General features: G+C 64.9%; 13 protein-coding genes and 1 tRNA gene. 8 read left to right on the top strand and 6 right to left on the bottom strand.

The window, feature by feature from the left end; genetic code table 11:
* The first annotated feature begins 21 nt into the window (after window positions 1–21).
* The 4 genes from clpX to ASF14_RS08515 all read left to right on the top strand — a co-directional run bounded on the left by clpX (window position 22) and on the right by ASF14_RS08515 (window position 4,082).
* Window positions 22–1,293 (top strand): ATP-dependent Clp protease ATP-binding subunit ClpX, encoded by a 1,272-nt coding sequence (gene clpX / locus ASF14_RS08530; RefSeq protein WP_042489865.1) that lies wholly within the window; start codon window positions 22–24, stop codon window positions 1,291–1,293.
* 76 nt (window positions 1,294–1,369) lie between these two features.
* Window positions 1,370–1,963 (top strand): GNAT family N-acetyltransferase, encoded by a 594-nt coding sequence (locus tag ASF14_RS08525; protein WP_056434115.1) that lies wholly within the window; start codon window positions 1,370–1,372, stop codon window positions 1,961–1,963.
* An 89-nt stretch (window positions 1,964–2,052) separates the two neighbouring features.
* The gene (locus ASF14_RS08520) at window positions 2,053–2,751 is read left to right on the top strand and encodes a RibD family protein (protein ID WP_056434113.1); all 699 of its coding nucleotides are present in this window, start codon (window positions 2,053–2,055) and stop codon (window positions 2,749–2,751) included.
* 203 nt (window positions 2,752–2,954) lie between these two features.
* Window positions 2,955–4,082, top strand: a complete 1,128-nt coding sequence (locus ASF14_RS08515; protein WP_056434111.1) for a calcium:proton antiporter — start codon at window positions 2,955–2,957, stop codon at window positions 4,080–4,082.
* A 328-nt stretch (window positions 4,083–4,410) separates the two neighbouring features.
* On the opposite strand, the gene ASF14_RS08510 is transcribed toward ASF14_RS08515, so the two are convergent.
* Window positions 4,411–6,159: a M1 family metallopeptidase gene (locus ASF14_RS08510; RefSeq protein ID WP_236696997.1), complete on the bottom strand. Its 1,749-nt coding sequence runs from the start codon at window positions 6,157–6,159 to the stop codon at window positions 4,411–4,413.
* Window positions 6,160–6,294: 135 nt separating this feature from the next.
* Between ASF14_RS08510 and lon the strand changes: the two genes are divergently transcribed.
* The 4 genes from lon (at window position 6,295) to ASF14_RS08490 (ending at window position 10,310) form a co-directional block, all read left to right on the top strand.
* Window positions 6,295–8,721, top strand: coding sequence for an endopeptidase La (gene lon / locus ASF14_RS08505; protein ID WP_056434109.1), 2,427 nt, complete (start codon window positions 6,295–6,297; stop codon window positions 8,719–8,721).
* Between the two features lie 222 nt (window positions 8,722–8,943).
* Entirely contained in the window at window positions 8,944–9,231 is a 288-nt protein-coding gene (locus tag ASF14_RS08500; protein WP_269083245.1) for an HU family DNA-binding protein, read from the top strand.
* 61 nt (window positions 9,232–9,292) lie between these two features.
* Window positions 9,293–9,367, top strand: a tRNA-Val gene (locus tag ASF14_RS08495).
* A gap of 172 nt (window positions 9,368–9,539) precedes the next feature.
* A complete protein-coding gene (locus ASF14_RS08490) occupies window positions 9,540–10,310 on the top strand; it encodes an EAL domain-containing protein (protein ID WP_236696996.1) in 771 nt (256 codons plus the stop codon).
* A gap of 83 nt (window positions 10,311–10,393) precedes the next feature.
* Here the strand turns inward: ASF14_RS08490 and ASF14_RS08485 are convergent, their stop codons facing one another.
* From ASF14_RS08485 to coxB, 5 genes are read right to left on the bottom strand one after another with little or no spacing between them, the layout of a single operon-like run.
* On the bottom strand, window positions 10,394–11,431 hold the full coding sequence (locus ASF14_RS08485) for a c-type cytochrome (protein ID WP_056434107.1): 1,038 nt from the start codon (window positions 11,429–11,431) through the stop codon (window positions 10,394–10,396).
* Window positions 11,428–12,006, bottom strand: coding sequence for a cytochrome c oxidase assembly protein (locus ASF14_RS08480; RefSeq protein WP_056434105.1), 579 nt, complete (start codon window positions 12,004–12,006; stop codon window positions 11,428–11,430). Before ASF14_RS08480 ends, ASF14_RS08485 begins: the two co-directional genes overlap by 4 nt.
* Window positions 12,003–12,380, bottom strand: a complete 378-nt coding sequence (locus ASF14_RS08475) for a hypothetical protein (RefSeq protein ID WP_056434103.1) — start codon at window positions 12,378–12,380, stop codon at window positions 12,003–12,005. The genes ASF14_RS08480 and ASF14_RS08475 overlap by 4 nt, the downstream gene beginning before the upstream one ends.
* Complete coding sequence (gene ctaD, locus ASF14_RS08470; RefSeq protein ID WP_056434101.1) at window positions 12,377–14,887, bottom strand: cytochrome c oxidase subunit I; 2,511 nt, start codon at window positions 14,885–14,887, stop codon at window positions 12,377–12,379. The genes ASF14_RS08475 and ctaD overlap by 4 nt, the downstream gene beginning before the upstream one ends.
* Window positions 14,884–15,852, bottom strand: a complete 969-nt coding sequence (coxB, locus tag ASF14_RS08465; protein ID WP_056434099.1) for a cytochrome c oxidase subunit II — start codon at window positions 15,850–15,852, stop codon at window positions 14,884–14,886. Before coxB ends, ctaD begins: the two co-directional genes overlap by 4 nt.
* Between the last annotated feature and the right edge of the window lie 64 nt (window positions 15,853–15,916).

Genomic DNA, 15,916 nt, shown 5'->3' with positions numbered 1-15,916 from the left:
CATGGGTGCGAGAGGTGATTGATGGACAAGGTGAGCGGTGGCAACTCGAAAAGCACCCTCTATTGCTCGTTCTGCGGCAAGTCGCAGCACGAGGTGCGCAAGCTGATCGCGGGGCCGACCGTCTTCATTTGCGACGAGTGCGTGGAGCTATGCAACGACATCATCCGTGAGGAGACCAAGTCCGCTTTGGTGTCCAAGAAAGATGGTGGCGTCCCGACGCCGCAGGAAATCTGCAACGTGCTCGACGATTATGTCATCGGGCAGAAGCAGGCCAAGCGTGTCCTGTCGGTCGCAGTGCACAACCACTATAAGCGCCTGAACCATGGTGCGAAGGGCGCCGATGTCGAACTGGCCAAGTCGAACATCCTGCTCGTCGGCCCGACCGGTTGCGGCAAGACGCTGCTGGCGCAGACGCTGGCGCGTATCCTCGACGTGCCGTTCACCATGGCGGACGCGACGACGCTGACCGAGGCCGGTTATGTCGGCGAGGATGTCGAGAACATCATCCTGAAGCTGCTCCAGGCGTCGGATTACAATGTCGAGCGGGCGCAGCGCGGCATCGTCTATATCGACGAGATCGACAAGATCAGCCGCAAGGCCGAGAACCCCTCGATCACCCGCGACGTGTCGGGCGAGGGCGTTCAGCAGGCGCTGCTCAAGCTGATGGAAGGCACGACCGCCAGCGTTCCCCCTCAGGGTGGCCGCAAGCATCCGCAGCAGGAATTCCTGCAGGTCGACACGACGAACATCCTGTTCATCTGCGGCGGCGCATTCGCAGGGCTCGAGAAGATCATCGGCGACCGTCTGCAGGGCAAGTCGATCGGCTTCGGTGCCTATGTCGCGGCGCCCGAGGAGAAGCGGACCGGCGAATATCTGCGCCAGACCGAGCCGGAGGATCTCCTCAAGTTCGGCCTGATCCCCGAATTCGTCGGCCGTCTGCCGGTCATCGCCACGCTCGAAGACCTCGACATCGCGGCGCTGGTCAAGATTCTGTCCGAGCCGAAGAACGCGCTGGTCAAGCAGTATCAAAAGCTGTTCGAGATGGAGAATGTCGAACTCGACTTCACCGACGACGCGCTGACCACGGTCGCCAAGAAGGCGATCGAGCGCAAGACCGGTGCACGCGGGCTTCGTTCGATCCTGGAGGGCATTTTGCTCGACACCATGTTCGACCTGCCCGGCATGGACGGTGTCGACGAAGTGATGGTCGACAAGGACGTGGTCGAGGGCCGCAAGGAACCGATCCGCGTCTATGCCGAAAAGGCCAAGAAGACGGACGGCGCGGCAGCCTGAACGGGGCCGTGACGTCATGGAATGGATGACGGGCGCTTCCCCTGGGGGAGGCGCCCGTTTTCCTATGGGGAATGCTATGGTGACGATCCGAGAGGCGGGGGCGGGCGACCGGGTGGCGGTGGCGACGATGCTGGGACGTGCCTTTGCCGATGATCCGGCCATGTCCTATATCTTCCCCGACGCCGCCGACCGGGCGAAACGCCTGCCGCGCCTGTTCGCGCTGTTGTTCGACAGTGATGCGGTGGGGATGCGGTTGGTCAGCGAAGCGGCGGACGCCGGAACCTTCTGGCGACCGCCGGGGCAGGCGCATGTGCCTATGGCGGCCTATGTCCGGCGGCTGATTCCGGTGCTGCACGCGTTGGGCACATCGCTGCTGCGCGCGATGCGGCTGGGCGATTCGATCGAGGCGCATTTTCCGGCTGAGCCCTTTTGGTATCTGCATATCGCCGGTGTCGACCCGGCGCAGCAGGGGCGGGGGCTGGGCGGTGCATCGATCCGGGCGGGGCTGGCTCGGTGCGATGCCGACGGCGTACCCGCCTATCTGGAGACGGCGACCGAGAGCAATGTCGGGCTTTATACGCGGCTGGGCTTCCAACTGACCGGGGAATGGTCGGTGCCCAGGGGCGGCCCGCGCTTCTGGTCGATGATCCGGCCGGTCGGCGGACTATAAACATTCCTCCCCTGCAAGGGGAGGAATGGGACAAATGCCGAACCCCTCTGCTTTACCACGCGTTGCCGCTCCGAACAGGAGATGCCGCGATGAAACCCCATATGATCTGCCACATGATTTGCAGCCTGGACGGGCGCATCCTGCAAAGCCGCTGGCGGCCCGAGAGCTACAAGCCCGGTGAACTCTTCGAGGATCTGCACGACCGGATCGATGGCGACGCCTGGATCGTCGGGCGGGTGACGGGGCAGGAATTCGCCAAGGGCGACCGTTATCCCGATACGGACGAAATCTTCCCGCGCGAAAACTGGTTCGCGACCCGTGGGGCCGACGCGTTCGGCGTGGTGCTGGACGAACAGGGCAAGATCGTCTGGGGCCGGGGCGATATTGGTGGCGACCCGATCGTCGTCGTGCTGACCGAGGCGGTGCCGGACTCGCATCTGGCCGGGCTGCGGAGCGACGGGGTATCCTATGTCTTTGCCGGAACGGATATGATCGACCTGCGCGCCGTGCCTGATATCCTGAACCAGGAATTGGGCGTTGAGACGCTGCTGGTCGAGGGTGGTGGCACGGCCAATGGCGAATTCCTGCGTGCCGGGTTGATCGACGAGATCAGCATGGCGCTCTGCCCCGCGATCGACGGCGCGGCGGGGGCGCCCAGCCTGTTTCATTCGGATGAGGAGGATGCGGATACGCCCGCACCGCTGACCGGGCTGACGCTGACCCATCATGAGGTGTTGCCGGGTGGTGAAATCTGGTTGCGTTACAGGGTGGAGAATGACGCGGGTTGAGGCGCCACTGCCCTCAGACTTGCAACGCCTGGTGAACTGCCGCTCCAAAACAGAGCTTGATACGCGTTTAGCCCTAGAAGGGGCTACATATGGTTTCGACATCGCAATGAATCTTGCGGGCGTCGGGACCCAACAGGGCGGTTGGCGCATTGGCATGACAGGGATGTCATCATCCCCGTCACGTTGAGGAGAAGAGACCAGCCATGAGCGAACCCGACGCCATCGTCACCGCCGGACAGAAGCGCGCGCTGCTCCAGCGTCTGCTGATGCCCTGGTGGACCCTGGTGTTCCCGATCCTGGGCCTGCTCGCCATCGCGGTGTCGCTCTACAAGATGGGGACGGTCGGAGTGGTCGTCGCGGCGATCATCCTGTTCGGCTGCGTACTGTCGGCGGTCCATCAGGCGGAGGTCGTCGCGCACCGGGTCGGCGAGCCCTTCGGCACCTTGGTCCTGGCGGTTGCGGTCACGGTGATCGAGGTGTCGCTGATCGTTAGCCTGATGCTGTCCGACGCCGGCGACGCGTCCAGCCTGGCGCGCGACACGGTGTTCGCGGCGATCATGATCATCCTGAACGGCATCGTCGGCCTGTGCCTGCTCGCCGGGGGATTTCAGCATGGCGAACAGCGCTTTTCGCTGCGGGGCGCGAGTTCGTCGCTCAACGTGCTGACTGCGATGGTCGTGCTGTCGCTGGTCCTGCCCAATTATGTCTCGTCCGCGCCGGGGCCGACCTATGCGACCTCGCAACTGGTCTTCGTCGCGATCGTCAGCGTCATCCTCTACGGCACCTTCGTCATGGTGCAGACGGTGCGGCACCGCGACTATTTCCTGCCCGCCGACGAGGACATGCCCGCCGATGCCCATGCCGAGCCGCCGACCAATGCGGCGGCTTGGGCGGCGTTGGGCATGTTGCTGGTCGCGCTGGTCGGGGTGGTCCTGCTGGCCAAGGGGCTGTCGGGCATCGTCGAGGCGGCGATCCTGGGAGCGGGCCTGCCGCTTGCCATCGTCGGTGTGGTGATCGCGGCGCTGGTGCTGGCGCCCGAGAGCCTGGCGGCGTACCGGGCGGCCAAGCGCAACCGGCTTCAGACCAGCCTCAACCTCGCGTTGGGCTCGGCGCTGGCGACCATCGGCCTGACCATTCCGGCGGTGGCGATCGTCTCGCTGATGCTAGGGCTGCCGCTGGCGCTGGGGATCGGGGCCAAGCAGATGATCCTGCTGGTCCTGTCGCTGTTCACCATCACGCTGACGCTGGGCAATGGGCGGACGACCGTGCTGGGCGGCGCGGTGCATCTGGTGATCTTCGCGGCGTATCTGTTCGTGACGGTCGTGCCTTGATCCCCAATGCCCGTTCAGCCTGAGCGAAGTCGAAGGCCAGGGGTGGTCTACTTGGTGTTCCCGGCGAAGGCCGGGGTCCATTCTCCATAGTCGAGAGAGAATAGGGGCATTGCGTTGGGGGGGGCATGGCGATCAGTGGCAACGGCCTCCCACGCCCATTCACCGCGCCATCACAACGGCACCGCAACTGGACCCCGGCCTTCGCCGGGGAACAGGCTGGGTTCGAAGTCTGCCCGTGGCCTTCGTCGCTCAGGCTGAACGGAGGGAGGGGCGCTATCCCGTTTCCGTTCGCGTTGCGCGCAGTCGAAGCGCAGGGGGATGACCGACCCTACTTCTTCTTCGCCGCCTGTTCCGCCTTCCACGCCCGGAACTGCTCGATCGCGACCGAGCGCTTCAGCACCTTCGCCCAGGGATCGACCACGACATGCGCGTCGGCGGGCACGGTCAGCGTGCCGGTGCCGTCCGTCATCAGCAGCGTCTCGACCTTGTCGCCGACCTGAACCTCGACCGGCATCGGGAAGGGCCCGCCGCCGGGCACCTTCCAGGTCAGGGTCAGTTGGTCGCCACGGCGCGTCTCGACGATCTCGGGCAACGCCGCCTGACGCAGATAGACGTTGAAGAACCAGCCATAGTCCTTGCCCGTGACCTGCCGAACAAAGCCCTCATATTCCTTGGTCGAGCCATAGCGGGGCGTGAAATTCCCCGGCCTGGGATCGGTCCGGCCATAGACGGCCAGCCGCGTCACGTCCCAGAACGCCTTGCCCCCGATCAGATTGTGGAGCGTGTGCAGCATCCACGACCCCTTCATATAGATGTCGAGGCCGGGACCGCCCTTGGCCTCTTCATAGACATCCTGCTCGGTCATGCTTCGGTCGTGAACGATGGGGGCCTTGTTGGCGATCTGCCCGCGCTGCGCGTCCATCATCACCGCATAGCGCGCCTCGCCCTCACGCCAGCGGCCATAGCTGGGCTGCATATAGCTGCCATAACCCTCGTGCAGCCAGAAATCGTCCCAGTCGACATTGGTCAGCTGGTTGCCGAACCATTCATGGCTGAACTCATGCTGGAACAACCAGTCGAACCCTTCCGGCGCCTTGGCATATTCATTGCCGTAGGCGTTGATCGTCTGGTGCTCCATGCCCTTGTGCGGGGTCTCGACCACCCCCAGCTTCTCGTCGCCGAAGGGGAAGGGGCCGACGGTCGACTCGAAGAAATCCAGCGTCGGCGCGAACTCTTTAAACAGCCCTTCCGCCTTCTCTTTTTCGCCGGGCAGATACCAGTAGAACATCGGGATCGTGTTGCCGAAGCGGCTCTTATATTTCCCCTCGACCACCTCGTACGGGCCGACGTTCAGCGCGATGGCGTAGGTGTTGGGATGCTTGGTCCGCCAGTTCCACCGGGTCCGCCCATCGGGCAGCGTATCGACGCCCAGCAGCACGCCGTTGGACGGGGCCTTCAGCCCCTTGGGCACCGTGATGTGCAGCGTGACCAGGCCCGGCTCGCCCATCGGATAGTCGAGGCACGGCCAGAGCAGGTCGCAGCCATAGCCTTGATCGGTCGTGGCGAACCAGGGTCGCCCGTCCGGCGTCTTGGCCCAGACGACGCCAGTATCCCAGGGCGCCCGCACCGCGACATGCGGCGTGCCGCCATAGCTGATCTTTGCACTGACCGTCTGCCCGGCGCGCAGCGCACGGGGCAGGGTGACGACCAGCTGCCCTTCCGGGTTGGACCAGGCGGCGGGCTTGAGGGGCTTTCCGTCGATGGCGATCGCCTTGACCGGCAAATTCCGGTCGAGATCGATCACCAGCCGCGCCAGCGGCGCCTTTGCGGTAAAGTCCAGCACCGCAATGCCGTTCAACTCCTGCGTATCGGGCAGTATCTCGAACGACAGGTCGGCACGGTCGAAGCGGACGGCGAGTTGCTCGGGTGGACGGACGCCGCCGGAGATCATGGTCTGCACGGTCAGCGGCGGCTCACCCTTGGCCGGAAGCGCCTTGGATGTCTGGGCACCGGACGGGGCGGCGCAGAGAAACGAGGAGGCGAGCAGCGCGAGAGCGGCATTCCGTATACGATTCATGGTGTCTGGTTTCGCCCAAGCGATGCGGCTTGGCAAGCCGTGCCGCAGCGTCTCGTCGCAGTGGGAATTGATGGATCGGCAACCCTCCCCATATATAGATACGAAGAGGCCCTGATCGGGCCGACCGGAGTTTGCATGAACCAGACCTATCCCGTCCTCCCGCTGCGTGACATCGTCGTCTTCCCGCACATGATCGTGCCCCTGTTCGTCGGCCGCGACAAATCGGTCGCGGCACTGGAAGCGGCGATGGCGACGGACAAGGAAATTTTCCTGGTCGCCCAGTTGGATCCCGCCGAGGACGATCCCTCGCGTGAGGATCTGTACGAGATCGGCGTGACCGCCAGCGTCCTGCAACTGCTGAAGCTGCCCGACGGCACGGTACGCGTGCTGGTCGAGGGCAAGACGCGCGGCCGCCTGGTCGAGCTGGACGAGTCGGGCACCCACCTGACCTCCACCATCGACACGACCGTGGTCGAGAGCGACGAAACCGCGCTTGAAGAGCAGGAGCATGACGTCAAGGCGCAGGTTGCCGCGCTGATGCGTTCGGTGGTCGACCAGTTCGAGAATTACGCCAAGCTCAATCGCAAGCTGCCCGCCGAAACGGCCGTGCAGCTGGCCGAGATCGAGGATGCCTCGCAGCTGGCCGATGCGGTCGCCGCGAATATTTCGGTCAAGGTCGCCGACAAGCAGGCATTGTTGGTGGAAACCGATCCGGCCAAGCGGCTGGAAATGGCCTATGCCCTGATGGAAGGCGAACTGGGCGTCCTTCAGGTCGAGAAAAAGATCAAGAGCCGCGTCAAGCGCCAGATGGAGAAGACGCAGCGCGAATATTATCTCAACGAACAGCTCAAGGCGATCCAGCGCGAGCTGGGCAATGAGAGCGAGGACGGCGACGGCGACGAGATCGCCGAGCTGACCCAGAAGATCGCGACGCTCAAGCTGTCGAAGGAAGCGCGCACCAAGGCGACCGCCGAGCTGAAGAAGCTGAAGACCATGGCGCCGATGAGCGCCGAGGCGACGGTCGTGCGCAATTACCTCGACGTGCTGCTCGGCTTGCCCTGGGGCAAGAAGTCCAAGGTGAAGAAGGACATCGCGGCGGCGCAGGCGATCCTGGATCAGGATCACTATGCGCTGGAAAAGGTGAAGGACCGGATCGTCGAATATCTCGGCGTTCAGGCGCGCACCAACAAGCTGAAGGGGCCGATCCTGTGTCTCGTCGGCCCGCCGGGCGTCGGCAAGACTTCACTGGGCCAGTCGATCGCCAAGGCGTGCGGGCGCGAATTCATTCGCCAGAGCTTGGGCGGTGTGCGCGACGAGGCCGAGATTCGCGGCCACCGCCGGACGTACATCGGCTCGCTGCCGGGCAAGATCGTGACCAACCTGAAAAAGGCGGGCACCGGCAACCCGCTGTTTCTGCTCGACGAGATCGACAAGCTGGGCCAGGATTTCCGCGGCGATCCCGCCTCGGCACTGCTGGAAGTGCTCGATCCGGAGCAGAACGCCAAGTTCAACGACCACTATCTGGAGATCGATATCGATCTGTCGGACGTGATGTTCGTGTGCACGGCAAACACGCTGAACCTGCCGCAGCCTTTGCTCGACCGCATGGAGATCATCCGTCTGGAGGGTTATACCGAGGACGAGAAGGTCGAGATCGCCGAGCGTCACCTGGTCGCCAAGCAGGTCGAGACGCATGGCCTGAAGGACGGTGAGTTCACCCTGACCCAGGAGGGCCTGCGTGCCCTGATCCAGCGCTACACCCGCGAGGCGGGCGTGCGTACGCTGGAGCGCGAGATTGCGCGCCTCGCCCGCAAGGCGCTGCGCCAGATCCTGGAGGGCAAGGCGACGTCGGTGACGATCACGCCGGAAAACCTGCATGAGTTCGCAGGCGTCCAGAAGTACCGCCACGGCCTGTCCGAGCAGGAAGACCAGATCGGTGCGGTCACGGGCCTCGCCTGGACCGAGGTGGGTGGCGAGTTGCTGACCATCGAATCGGTGACGGTGCCGGGCAAGGGCCAGGTGAAGACCACCGGCAAGCTGGGCGATGTGATGAAGGAATCGGTCCAGGCCGCCTTCAGCTTCGTCCAGGCGCGCAGCCCCAGCTTCGGGATCAAGCCGTCGCTGTTCCACCGCAAGGACATCCATATCCACCTGCCCGAGGGCGCGGTGCCCAAGGATGGTCCGTCGGCGGGTATCGGCCTCGTCACCTCGATCGTGTCGACGCTGACCGGCATCGCGGTGCGCAAGGATGTGGCGATGACCGGCGAGGTCACGTTGCGTGGCCGGGTGTTGCCGATCGGTGGCCTGAAGGAAAAGCTGCTCGCGGCGCTGCGTGGCGGCATCACCACCGTGCTCATCCCGCAAGAGAATGAGAAGGATCTGGCGGATATCCCCGCCAACATCCTGAACGGGCTGAAGATCGTGCCGGTGGCGCATGTCGACGAGGTGCTTCGCCTGGCCCTGGTCGAGCCGCTGGAGGCGATCGACTGGACCGATGCGGATGAATTGGCGGCGCTGCCGCCCGCCGCAATCCCGGCGGTCGGCGGCGAACGTCACCACTGATCGTCGCGCACTGGTCGTCGCAAGGACGGGGCCGCCGGTCGAAGGATCGGCGGCCTTTTTCAAACGATGTCACAAGGATGACACGCGCTTCTGTTTGCGCCATCCTTCGCTTTGGATAAGGATGGGGGATAAGGGTGGGGTTTGACAGCACCGCCTGCCGCGTCATTATCGGTCCTTTAATATTTGGGCGGCACCGAGTCCGTCTGGTTATTCGTCGAAATCATAGGGGGTTATGGAATGAACAAGCAGGAGCTGATCGCCACCGTCGCCGACTCCTCGGGCCTGGCCCGCGGCGATGCGGTCAAGGCGGTCGATGCCGTGTTTGAATCGATCACCGCTGCCCTGAAAAAGGGTGATGAAGTTCGCCTCGTTGGCTTCGGCACTTTCTCGGTTTCCAAGCGCAAGGCCTCGACCGGCCGTAACCCGCGCACCGGCGAGCCGATGACCATCAAGGCCTCGTCGCAGCCCAAGTTCAAGCCGGGCAAGCTGCTGAAGGATTCGGTCAACTAAATCCGAAATTTTGGGCTGGACAGGCGGCGAGTCGCCGCCTAAAGGCCCGTCTCCCGGTTACGGGCGCGTAGCTCAGCGGTAGAGCACACCCTTCACACGGGTGGGGTCACAGGTTCAATCCCTGTCGCGCCCACCATTCTTTCCAATGACTTAGTGGTCCGGAAGGAATGGTGATCAGCCTGATCGGCCAGGCTTTCCGTCCTTTTCGGCGGCCGTTCGGCAAGATTCGGCAATATGATGCCGGTTGCCCGACAATTTAACGTGCCTTTAGCGGCCTCTCCTTATGCTCATGGCCAAAGGAGACTGTCATGCAGCAGGGGTATCGCAGCTTTTGTCCCGATCATCCGGCCTTCGCCATCGCGATGGCGTTCCAGCCGATCATGGATGTCGAGACGGGACGACCCATCGCCTATGAAGCGCTGGTCCGGGGCAGCAAGGGCGAGGGCGCCGACGATATTCTGACGCGGATCAGACCCGAGGAGCGCTACGACTTCGACCAGCAATGCCGGGTCGCCGCGATCGAGGGCGCGGTGGCGGCGGGGCTGCTCGACGGCGGTGCGCGGCTGTCGATCAACTTCTTTCCCGACACCGTCTATTCGCCGCTCGCCTGCCTGGAGCCGACGCTGGACACCATGCGACGGCTGAATGTCCCCCATGAGCGTCTGATCTTCGAATTTTCCGAACAGGCGGAGATCGGCGACGGCGCGCATCTGAAGACCATTTTGGATACCTATCACTGCATGGGCTTCGGAACCGCGATCGACGATTTCGGTGCGGGCCATGCCGGGCTGACCCTGCTGGGGCAGGTCAGGACCGACTATATCAAGCTCGACATGGCGCTGATCCGGGGCATCGACCAGACCATGCCCCGGCGCATGATCGTCGAAGGCGTGATCCGGATCGCCGAGAAGATGGGCATCGCGATCATCGCCGAGGGCGTGGAGACGATCCACGAATATGACGCGCTCCGGGCGCTGGGCGTGCGGTACATGCAGGGCTATCTGATCGCACGGCCCGGCTTCCGCTGTTTGCCGCCGGGACATCTGCCAGAGGACTTGGCCTGGGTAGCGAGCGCCTGAAGTCACGGACATCAGCGTTTTAGGCATTCCTCTCCTTACCGGGAGGAATGCCTTTTCATACCGCGCCTTGAAGGCGCCAGCCGTCAGCGCATCGACCCCGCATCCCCCGCCAGATAACGCGCGATCGGATCGATCATGTCCTTCGGGATACGTCGCGCGATGACGGGCATGGTCGCGTGGCTCTTGCGCGCGTCGACGACATTCTTGTCGCCCTGCCAATGGCGCAGGCGCGCGGCGATATAGCTGGCCCGCTGTCCGGCGAGGACGGGATAGGGCTTGCCGGGCGTGTGACAGCTGACACAGGCGGGAAGCTGTTTGTCGGGCAGTCCGCGCTCGACGATCTGCGCCGCCGCCGAATCGCCCGCAGGCTTCGCGCCAAGCCCCGGCATCGCAGCGAAGCGGCGCGCGGCGGCCTCCATGTCGGCGGGCTCCATGCGCATCGCGACCTGCTGCATCACCGCGCTCGACCGGGTGCCGTTGGCGTAGCCCTTGAGTGCCGCGAGCAGATATTCGGGGCTCTGACCGCCCAAAACCGGAATGTCGGGCGCGCCGCGACCCCGGCCGTCGGTGCCATGGCATCCGGTGCAATTGTCGGGATCGACAGCGGGCGACGCCTCGGCGACCAGCGCGCGATATTGGGCGGGCGTCATGTCGGGCAGGCGGCGGACGAATGCCACCATGCGGCGCACTTCGTCTTGGCGGTCCTGCACGGCCCAGGCGGGCATACCGGTATATTTGACGCCGTGCTGGAGGATCCAGAACAGCTGCTTGTCGGTCCACTCGCGGGCATTGACCGACAGGTCGGGCGCGGGTGGGGTCGCGGCCTGCATCACGGGGGCGGGCTTCTGGCCTGGGGCTCCGTGACAGACGGCACAGCTATTGGCGAAATGCCCGGCCGCGCTCACCAGCCCGCTAGCATCGGCGGGGTCCTTAGGTGCGGTGAAGGCGGCATGGGTGCGCACCGAATTGCGCATCGCCCAGTGAAGGAACCAGTCGGTGATCGCCCAATGCCCGCTGGAGGCGGCCAGGTTGATGACGCCCGACCAGGCCAGGCCCATGCCGAGCAGCGCTAGACCGAGCAGCGTCGCCAGTGCCCGCTTCCAGGTGATGCGGATCGTCATGCGTGCGCCTCTTCTTTGGTCTGGAGCAGGCGCGCGAGCATCGCCAGCCCGCCGCATAGATAGGCGACGCCGCCGACCAGCAGCATCACGACGCCCGCCATCTGCTGATCCGCCAGCGCCCCCATGTCATGATGGCTGTAGAGCGGCCGCGGGGCGAGGCCGATCAGCGCGCCCAGCAAGGTCATGTGCATCGAGGTGACGAGCAGGGCGGCAACGCCGGCGGCCCGGTGACGCGGCGCGAGCACGGCGGCCCAGAGCAGCAGGCCGACCGCCAGGAAGCTGACCTGCTCGGCGATCAGCCAGGGCAACCCATGATCCGCCAGCCGCCGCAGCGCCGGGACGTGCCAGCCCCATACCACGACCGCCTCGATCATGGCGGCGGCCAGCGGGATGGCGAGCCGGGGCAGGCGGACTGCCGGATCGAAACGGGTGCCCTGCAACCCCAGCGCGATCGGCGGCGCGGCGACCGCCACGGCGATCATGTGCGCGACCATATGCCCGGTCATGCCCCAGGTGCTGAAGGCCCAGCCGACCGACAACAGCGCCAGACCCAGCATCAACCAGCTACGCCTCATCGGCAATCGCCCAGCATCAGGACGGGCATGGCGGTGAAGATCACCGCGACGAAGCTCAATCCCGCCAGCAACATCGTCGAATAGGCCAGGAAGCGCAGCCGATCGATATCGGTGCCCTCGTTATGCGGCGGCGGATCGCCCGGCGTGCGCGACTGCTGCCACGCGATCACGCCCGAGGCGAGGATGACGATCAGCGCGACGACCGTCCCGATCGCAAAGGCGGTGGGGAACAGTGCCCATTTGCCGATCCGCTCGCACGAGATCGCGACCCAGAGATAGGAGAAGAGGAAATGCACCGCCCACGTCGTCGGCGGCACGATCAGCGTCCAGAGGGTGACGCGCAGCCGGTGCGCGCCTTTCAGCCAGCGCTTCATAGCCCCGTCTCCGGAAACAGGCCGATGGTCAGATAGGTGACGATCGCGGTCAGCGCGAAGAAATGCATATAGACGGTGATGTTGCGGATATCGGCGTCATGGGTCGGCGTCATCCTGCCCGCGATGCTGCGCGCCAGCGTATAAAGCTGCATAATCGCCGCGACGGCGGCATGGACGACGGTCCAGACCACCAGCACCCAGACGATGGCCGGATAGACATTGGCCTCCGGGTCCAGCCCGTCCAGGCACCCTATCCCGGCGAACAGGCTGGCGATGGCGGTGACGGCGCCCGCGACCAGCAGCCCGCGTGCGGCATTGACCGAACCCCGGTGATGAACCTCGCGCGCGATCAGCGTCGCGGCCCAACTGGCCAGCGACAGGGCCAGTGCCGTCAGCGGCCCGCCGCTGCCCGGTCCGTCAAAGCCTGCGCCGAAATCGGGATGGATCGTCCAGTAGAAATAATAGCCAAAGACCAGCCCCGAAAAGGCGGTCGCGTCCGCCATCATCGTGATGAACATCGCCCACCAGCCGGGCGCGGCCGGGCCGGAGATATAGAGCGGCAGGCGCATGCCGTGACCGATCGGCTTTTCCGGCTTTTCCGGAATCTCGGCGGTGTCCCACAGCCACCACAATATGCAGCCTAGCGTGACCACACCGCCCAGCGCGGCGATGAGGTAGAGGTGATAGGTGGTCAGGATGAACACGCTGCCCAGTGCCGCGGCGGTCATCATCGGCTTGACGCTGGGGGTGCCCAGCCGGATCACCGAGACGGGCTTGGCGTCGAGGACCGAGGTGATGATCGTCTCGCGGCGACCTTCCTCGGCATCGGGCAGGAAGAAGCGGCCCTCATCGACCTTGGCGACGAAGTTCTTCTGGTCCCAGATCGGATAGCGGCTTTCGACCAACGGCACCGAGCGGATGCCCCAATCCTCGTCATCCGGATGCGCCAGCCATTCCAGCGTCCCCGCATGCCAGGGGTTGCGCGGCGACTTGGCACGCGTCGGCGAGAGCATCAGGTCGACGACCAGCACCGCGACACCGGCCGCGAACATATAGGAACCGGCGGTCGAGGCGAGGTTGAGCCAGCCGATGCCCAGTTCTTCCGGATAGGTAAAGACACGACGCGGCATGCCCTCCAGCCCCGACAGGTGCATCGGGAAGAAGGTCAGGTTGATGCCGACGAACATGATCCAGAAGGCGATGCGCCCCAGCCGGTCGGACAGCTTCTTGCCGGTGATCAGCGGCCAGTAATAATAAAGCCCGCCGAACAGCGGCAGCAGCGTGCCGCCGATCAGCACATAGTGGAGGTGCGCGACCACGAAATAGGTGTCGTGCGCCTGCCAGTCGAACGGCGCCACCGCGACCATCACGCCGGTCAGGCCGCCGATGACGAACACCGCCAGGCTGCCCGAGGCATAGAGCAGCGGCGTCGACCACTTCACCTTGCCCGCCCAGAGCGTGGCGATGAAGGCGAAGATCTGAACGCCGGTCGGGATGGCGACGGCTTCGGAGGCGGCGGAGAAGAAGGCCAGGCTGATCTTGGGCAGGCCGGTCGCGAACATGTGGTGGACCCACAGTCCGAACGACAGGAAGGCGGTGCCGACGGCAGCCAGCACGATCCACGGATAGCCGAGCAGATGGCGCTGCGCGAAGGTCGGGATCATCATCGCGAACAGCGCGATGGAGGGCAGGAAGACGATATAGACTTCCGGATGGCCGAAGATCCAGAACAGGTGCTGCCACAGCAACGGATCGCCGCCCCGCGCCGCGTCGAAGAACGGCCAGTTGAGCAGCCGCTCCATCTCGAACAACAGGTCGCCCGCGATCAGCGGCGGGAAGGCGAACAGGATCATCACCGCCACGACCAGGATGTACCAGGCATAGAGCGGCATCAGGTTCAGCCGCATGCCGGGCGGACGGCATTTCAGCACGCCGACAATCAGCTCGACCGCGGCGGCCACCGACGACACCTCGATGAAGGACAGGCCCAGCATCCAGATATCGGCGCCCAGCCCGGAAAGGTCGGTGCGTGTGGTCAGCGGCGGATACATGAACCAGCCGCCATCGGGCGCGGCGTTGAAGAAGATCGAGCCGCCGACGAACACGCCGCCGATCAGGAAGCTCCAGTAACCAAAGGCCGACAGGCGCGGGAAGGGCAGGTCGCGTGCGCCCAGCAGCTGGGGCAGCAGGATGATCGACACCGCCTCGAACATCGGGACGGCGAACAGGAACATCATCATCGAGCCGTGCAGCGTGAACAACTGGTTGAAGGTGTTCGCCGAGACGAGATCGTTGTCGGGCACCGCCAGCTGGGTGCGCATGATCAGCGCGAGCACGCCCGCGAACAGCATGAAGCCGAACGCGGTCAGCGTGTACCAGACGCCGACCCGGTTGTTGTTGGTATCGGTCCAGCGCAGGAACAGGCCGCTGGGTGGTTTCCACACCGCGCGCAGCCGCTCTTCCTGTTCGGCGCGAAGCTGGGGATCGTCCTGCGCGTGGAGGCTCATTTCAGGCCCTGAAGATAGCGGGCGAGGGCAATGGCCTCGTCATCCGACAATTGGGGGAAGGACGGCATCCGGACGCCGGGCTTGGTCTTTTCGGGATGGCGGATGAAGGCGGCGACGTTCGCCTCCGTCATCGGCAGGATGCCTGCCGCCAGCGTCCGGCGCGATCCGAAATGGGTGAGGTCGGGGCCGATCTGGCTGGGCGCGGTGACGCCCGCGATGCCGTGGCAGCCGCCACAGCCATTCTCGGCGAACAGGCGCGCTCCGGCCGCGTCGCCCGGCTGGGCGGGACGCGCCTGCTCGGCCAGCCACGCGTCGAAGGCGGCGGGCGGCATCGCGATGACGTCGAACGCCATCAGCGCATGGGACAGCCCGCAGAATTCGGCGCATTGCCCGCGATAGCGGCCGGGCTTGTCGGCGCGCACGACCAGGCTGTTGATGCGGCCGGGGATCATGTCCATCTTGCCCGCCAGCCCTGGTATCCAGAAGCTGTGCACCACGTCGCCGCCGCTCAGGCGGAAGGCGACGGTGCGTCCGGTGGGAATTCGGATTTCATTGGCGCTCAGCACGGGCGGACGGCCCGGCGGCGCATAGGCGACGCGCCACCAGAATTGCTCGCCATCCACCGCGATGGTCAGGTCGGCGGGCGAGGCCGGGCGCGGCTTCATATAGGGTAGCGAATAGGCGAGCAGCCCGAGCAGCACGATGGTCGGGATGATCCCGCCCAGCCACAGGACGATCCGCATCCCCTTGCGATGGTCGATCGATCCCTCGGGCGCCCGGACGGCATGGCGCATCAGCAGCGCGACACCGCCCGCAATCAGCACCGCGCCCACTAGCATGATAATGAAAAGATGGCGGATATCGGCCGCATCCGCCCCGAACGGCGCCAGCGTGGATTGATGCGTGTTGCATCCCGCCAGGAAACCGGCTGTCAGAATCGAGATGGTGCTGCTTTTCCCCCGCATCGCCCCCGAACGTTTCCCTGGCGGAATAGTTCATGTCGGCTTCATCTAAAGTTCATGTTCGGGG

This window comes from Sphingomonas sp. Leaf257 (assembly GCF_001422185.1).
GTDB lineage: Bacteria > Pseudomonadota > Alphaproteobacteria > Sphingomonadales > Sphingomonadaceae > Sphingomonas > Sphingomonas yabuuchiae.
The sequence above is the reverse complement of the archived record's forward strand: the minus strand, read 5'-3'. Positions and strand labels throughout refer to the sequence as shown.

Bases quoted from the DNA above. Each gene is read 5' to 3' on its own strand.
- ASF14_RS08515 (WP_056434111.1), top strand. From the start codon at position 2,955: ATGAGCGAACCCGACGCCATCGTCACCGCCGGACAGAAGCGCGCGCTG.
- coxB (WP_056434099.1), bottom strand. From the start codon at position 15,852: ATGCGGGGGAAAAGCAGCACCATCTCGATTCTGACAGCCGGTTTCCTG.
- ASF14_RS08480 (WP_056434105.1), bottom strand. From the start codon at position 12,006: ATGAGGCGTAGCTGGTTGATGCTGGGTCTGGCGCTGTTGTCGGTCGGC.
- ASF14_RS08485 (WP_056434107.1), bottom strand. From the start codon at position 11,431: ATGACGATCCGCATCACCTGGAAGCGGGCACTGGCGACGCTGCTCGGT.
- ctaD (WP_056434101.1), bottom strand. From the start codon at position 14,887: ATGAGCCTCCACGCGCAGGACGATCCCCAGCTTCGCGCCGAACAGGAA.
- ASF14_RS08520 (WP_056434113.1), top strand. From the start codon at position 2,053: ATGAAACCCCATATGATCTGCCACATGATTTGCAGCCTGGACGGGCGC.
- ASF14_RS08510 (WP_236696997.1), bottom strand. From the start codon at position 6,159: ATGAATCGTATACGGAATGCCGCTCTCGCGCTGCTCGCCTCCTCGTTT.
- lon (WP_056434109.1), top strand. From the start codon at position 6,295: ATGAACCAGACCTATCCCGTCCTCCCGCTGCGTGACATCGTCGTCTTC.
- ASF14_RS08475 (WP_056434103.1), bottom strand. From the start codon at position 12,380: ATGAAGCGCTGGCTGAAAGGCGCGCACCGGCTGCGCGTCACCCTCTGG.
- clpX (WP_042489865.1), top strand. From the start codon at position 22: ATGGACAAGGTGAGCGGTGGCAACTCGAAAAGCACCCTCTATTGCTCG.
- ASF14_RS08490 (WP_236696996.1), top strand. From the start codon at position 9,540: ATGCAGCAGGGGTATCGCAGCTTTTGTCCCGATCATCCGGCCTTCGCC.
- ASF14_RS08525 (WP_056434115.1), top strand. From the start codon at position 1,370: ATGGTGACGATCCGAGAGGCGGGGGCGGGCGACCGGGTGGCGGTGGCG.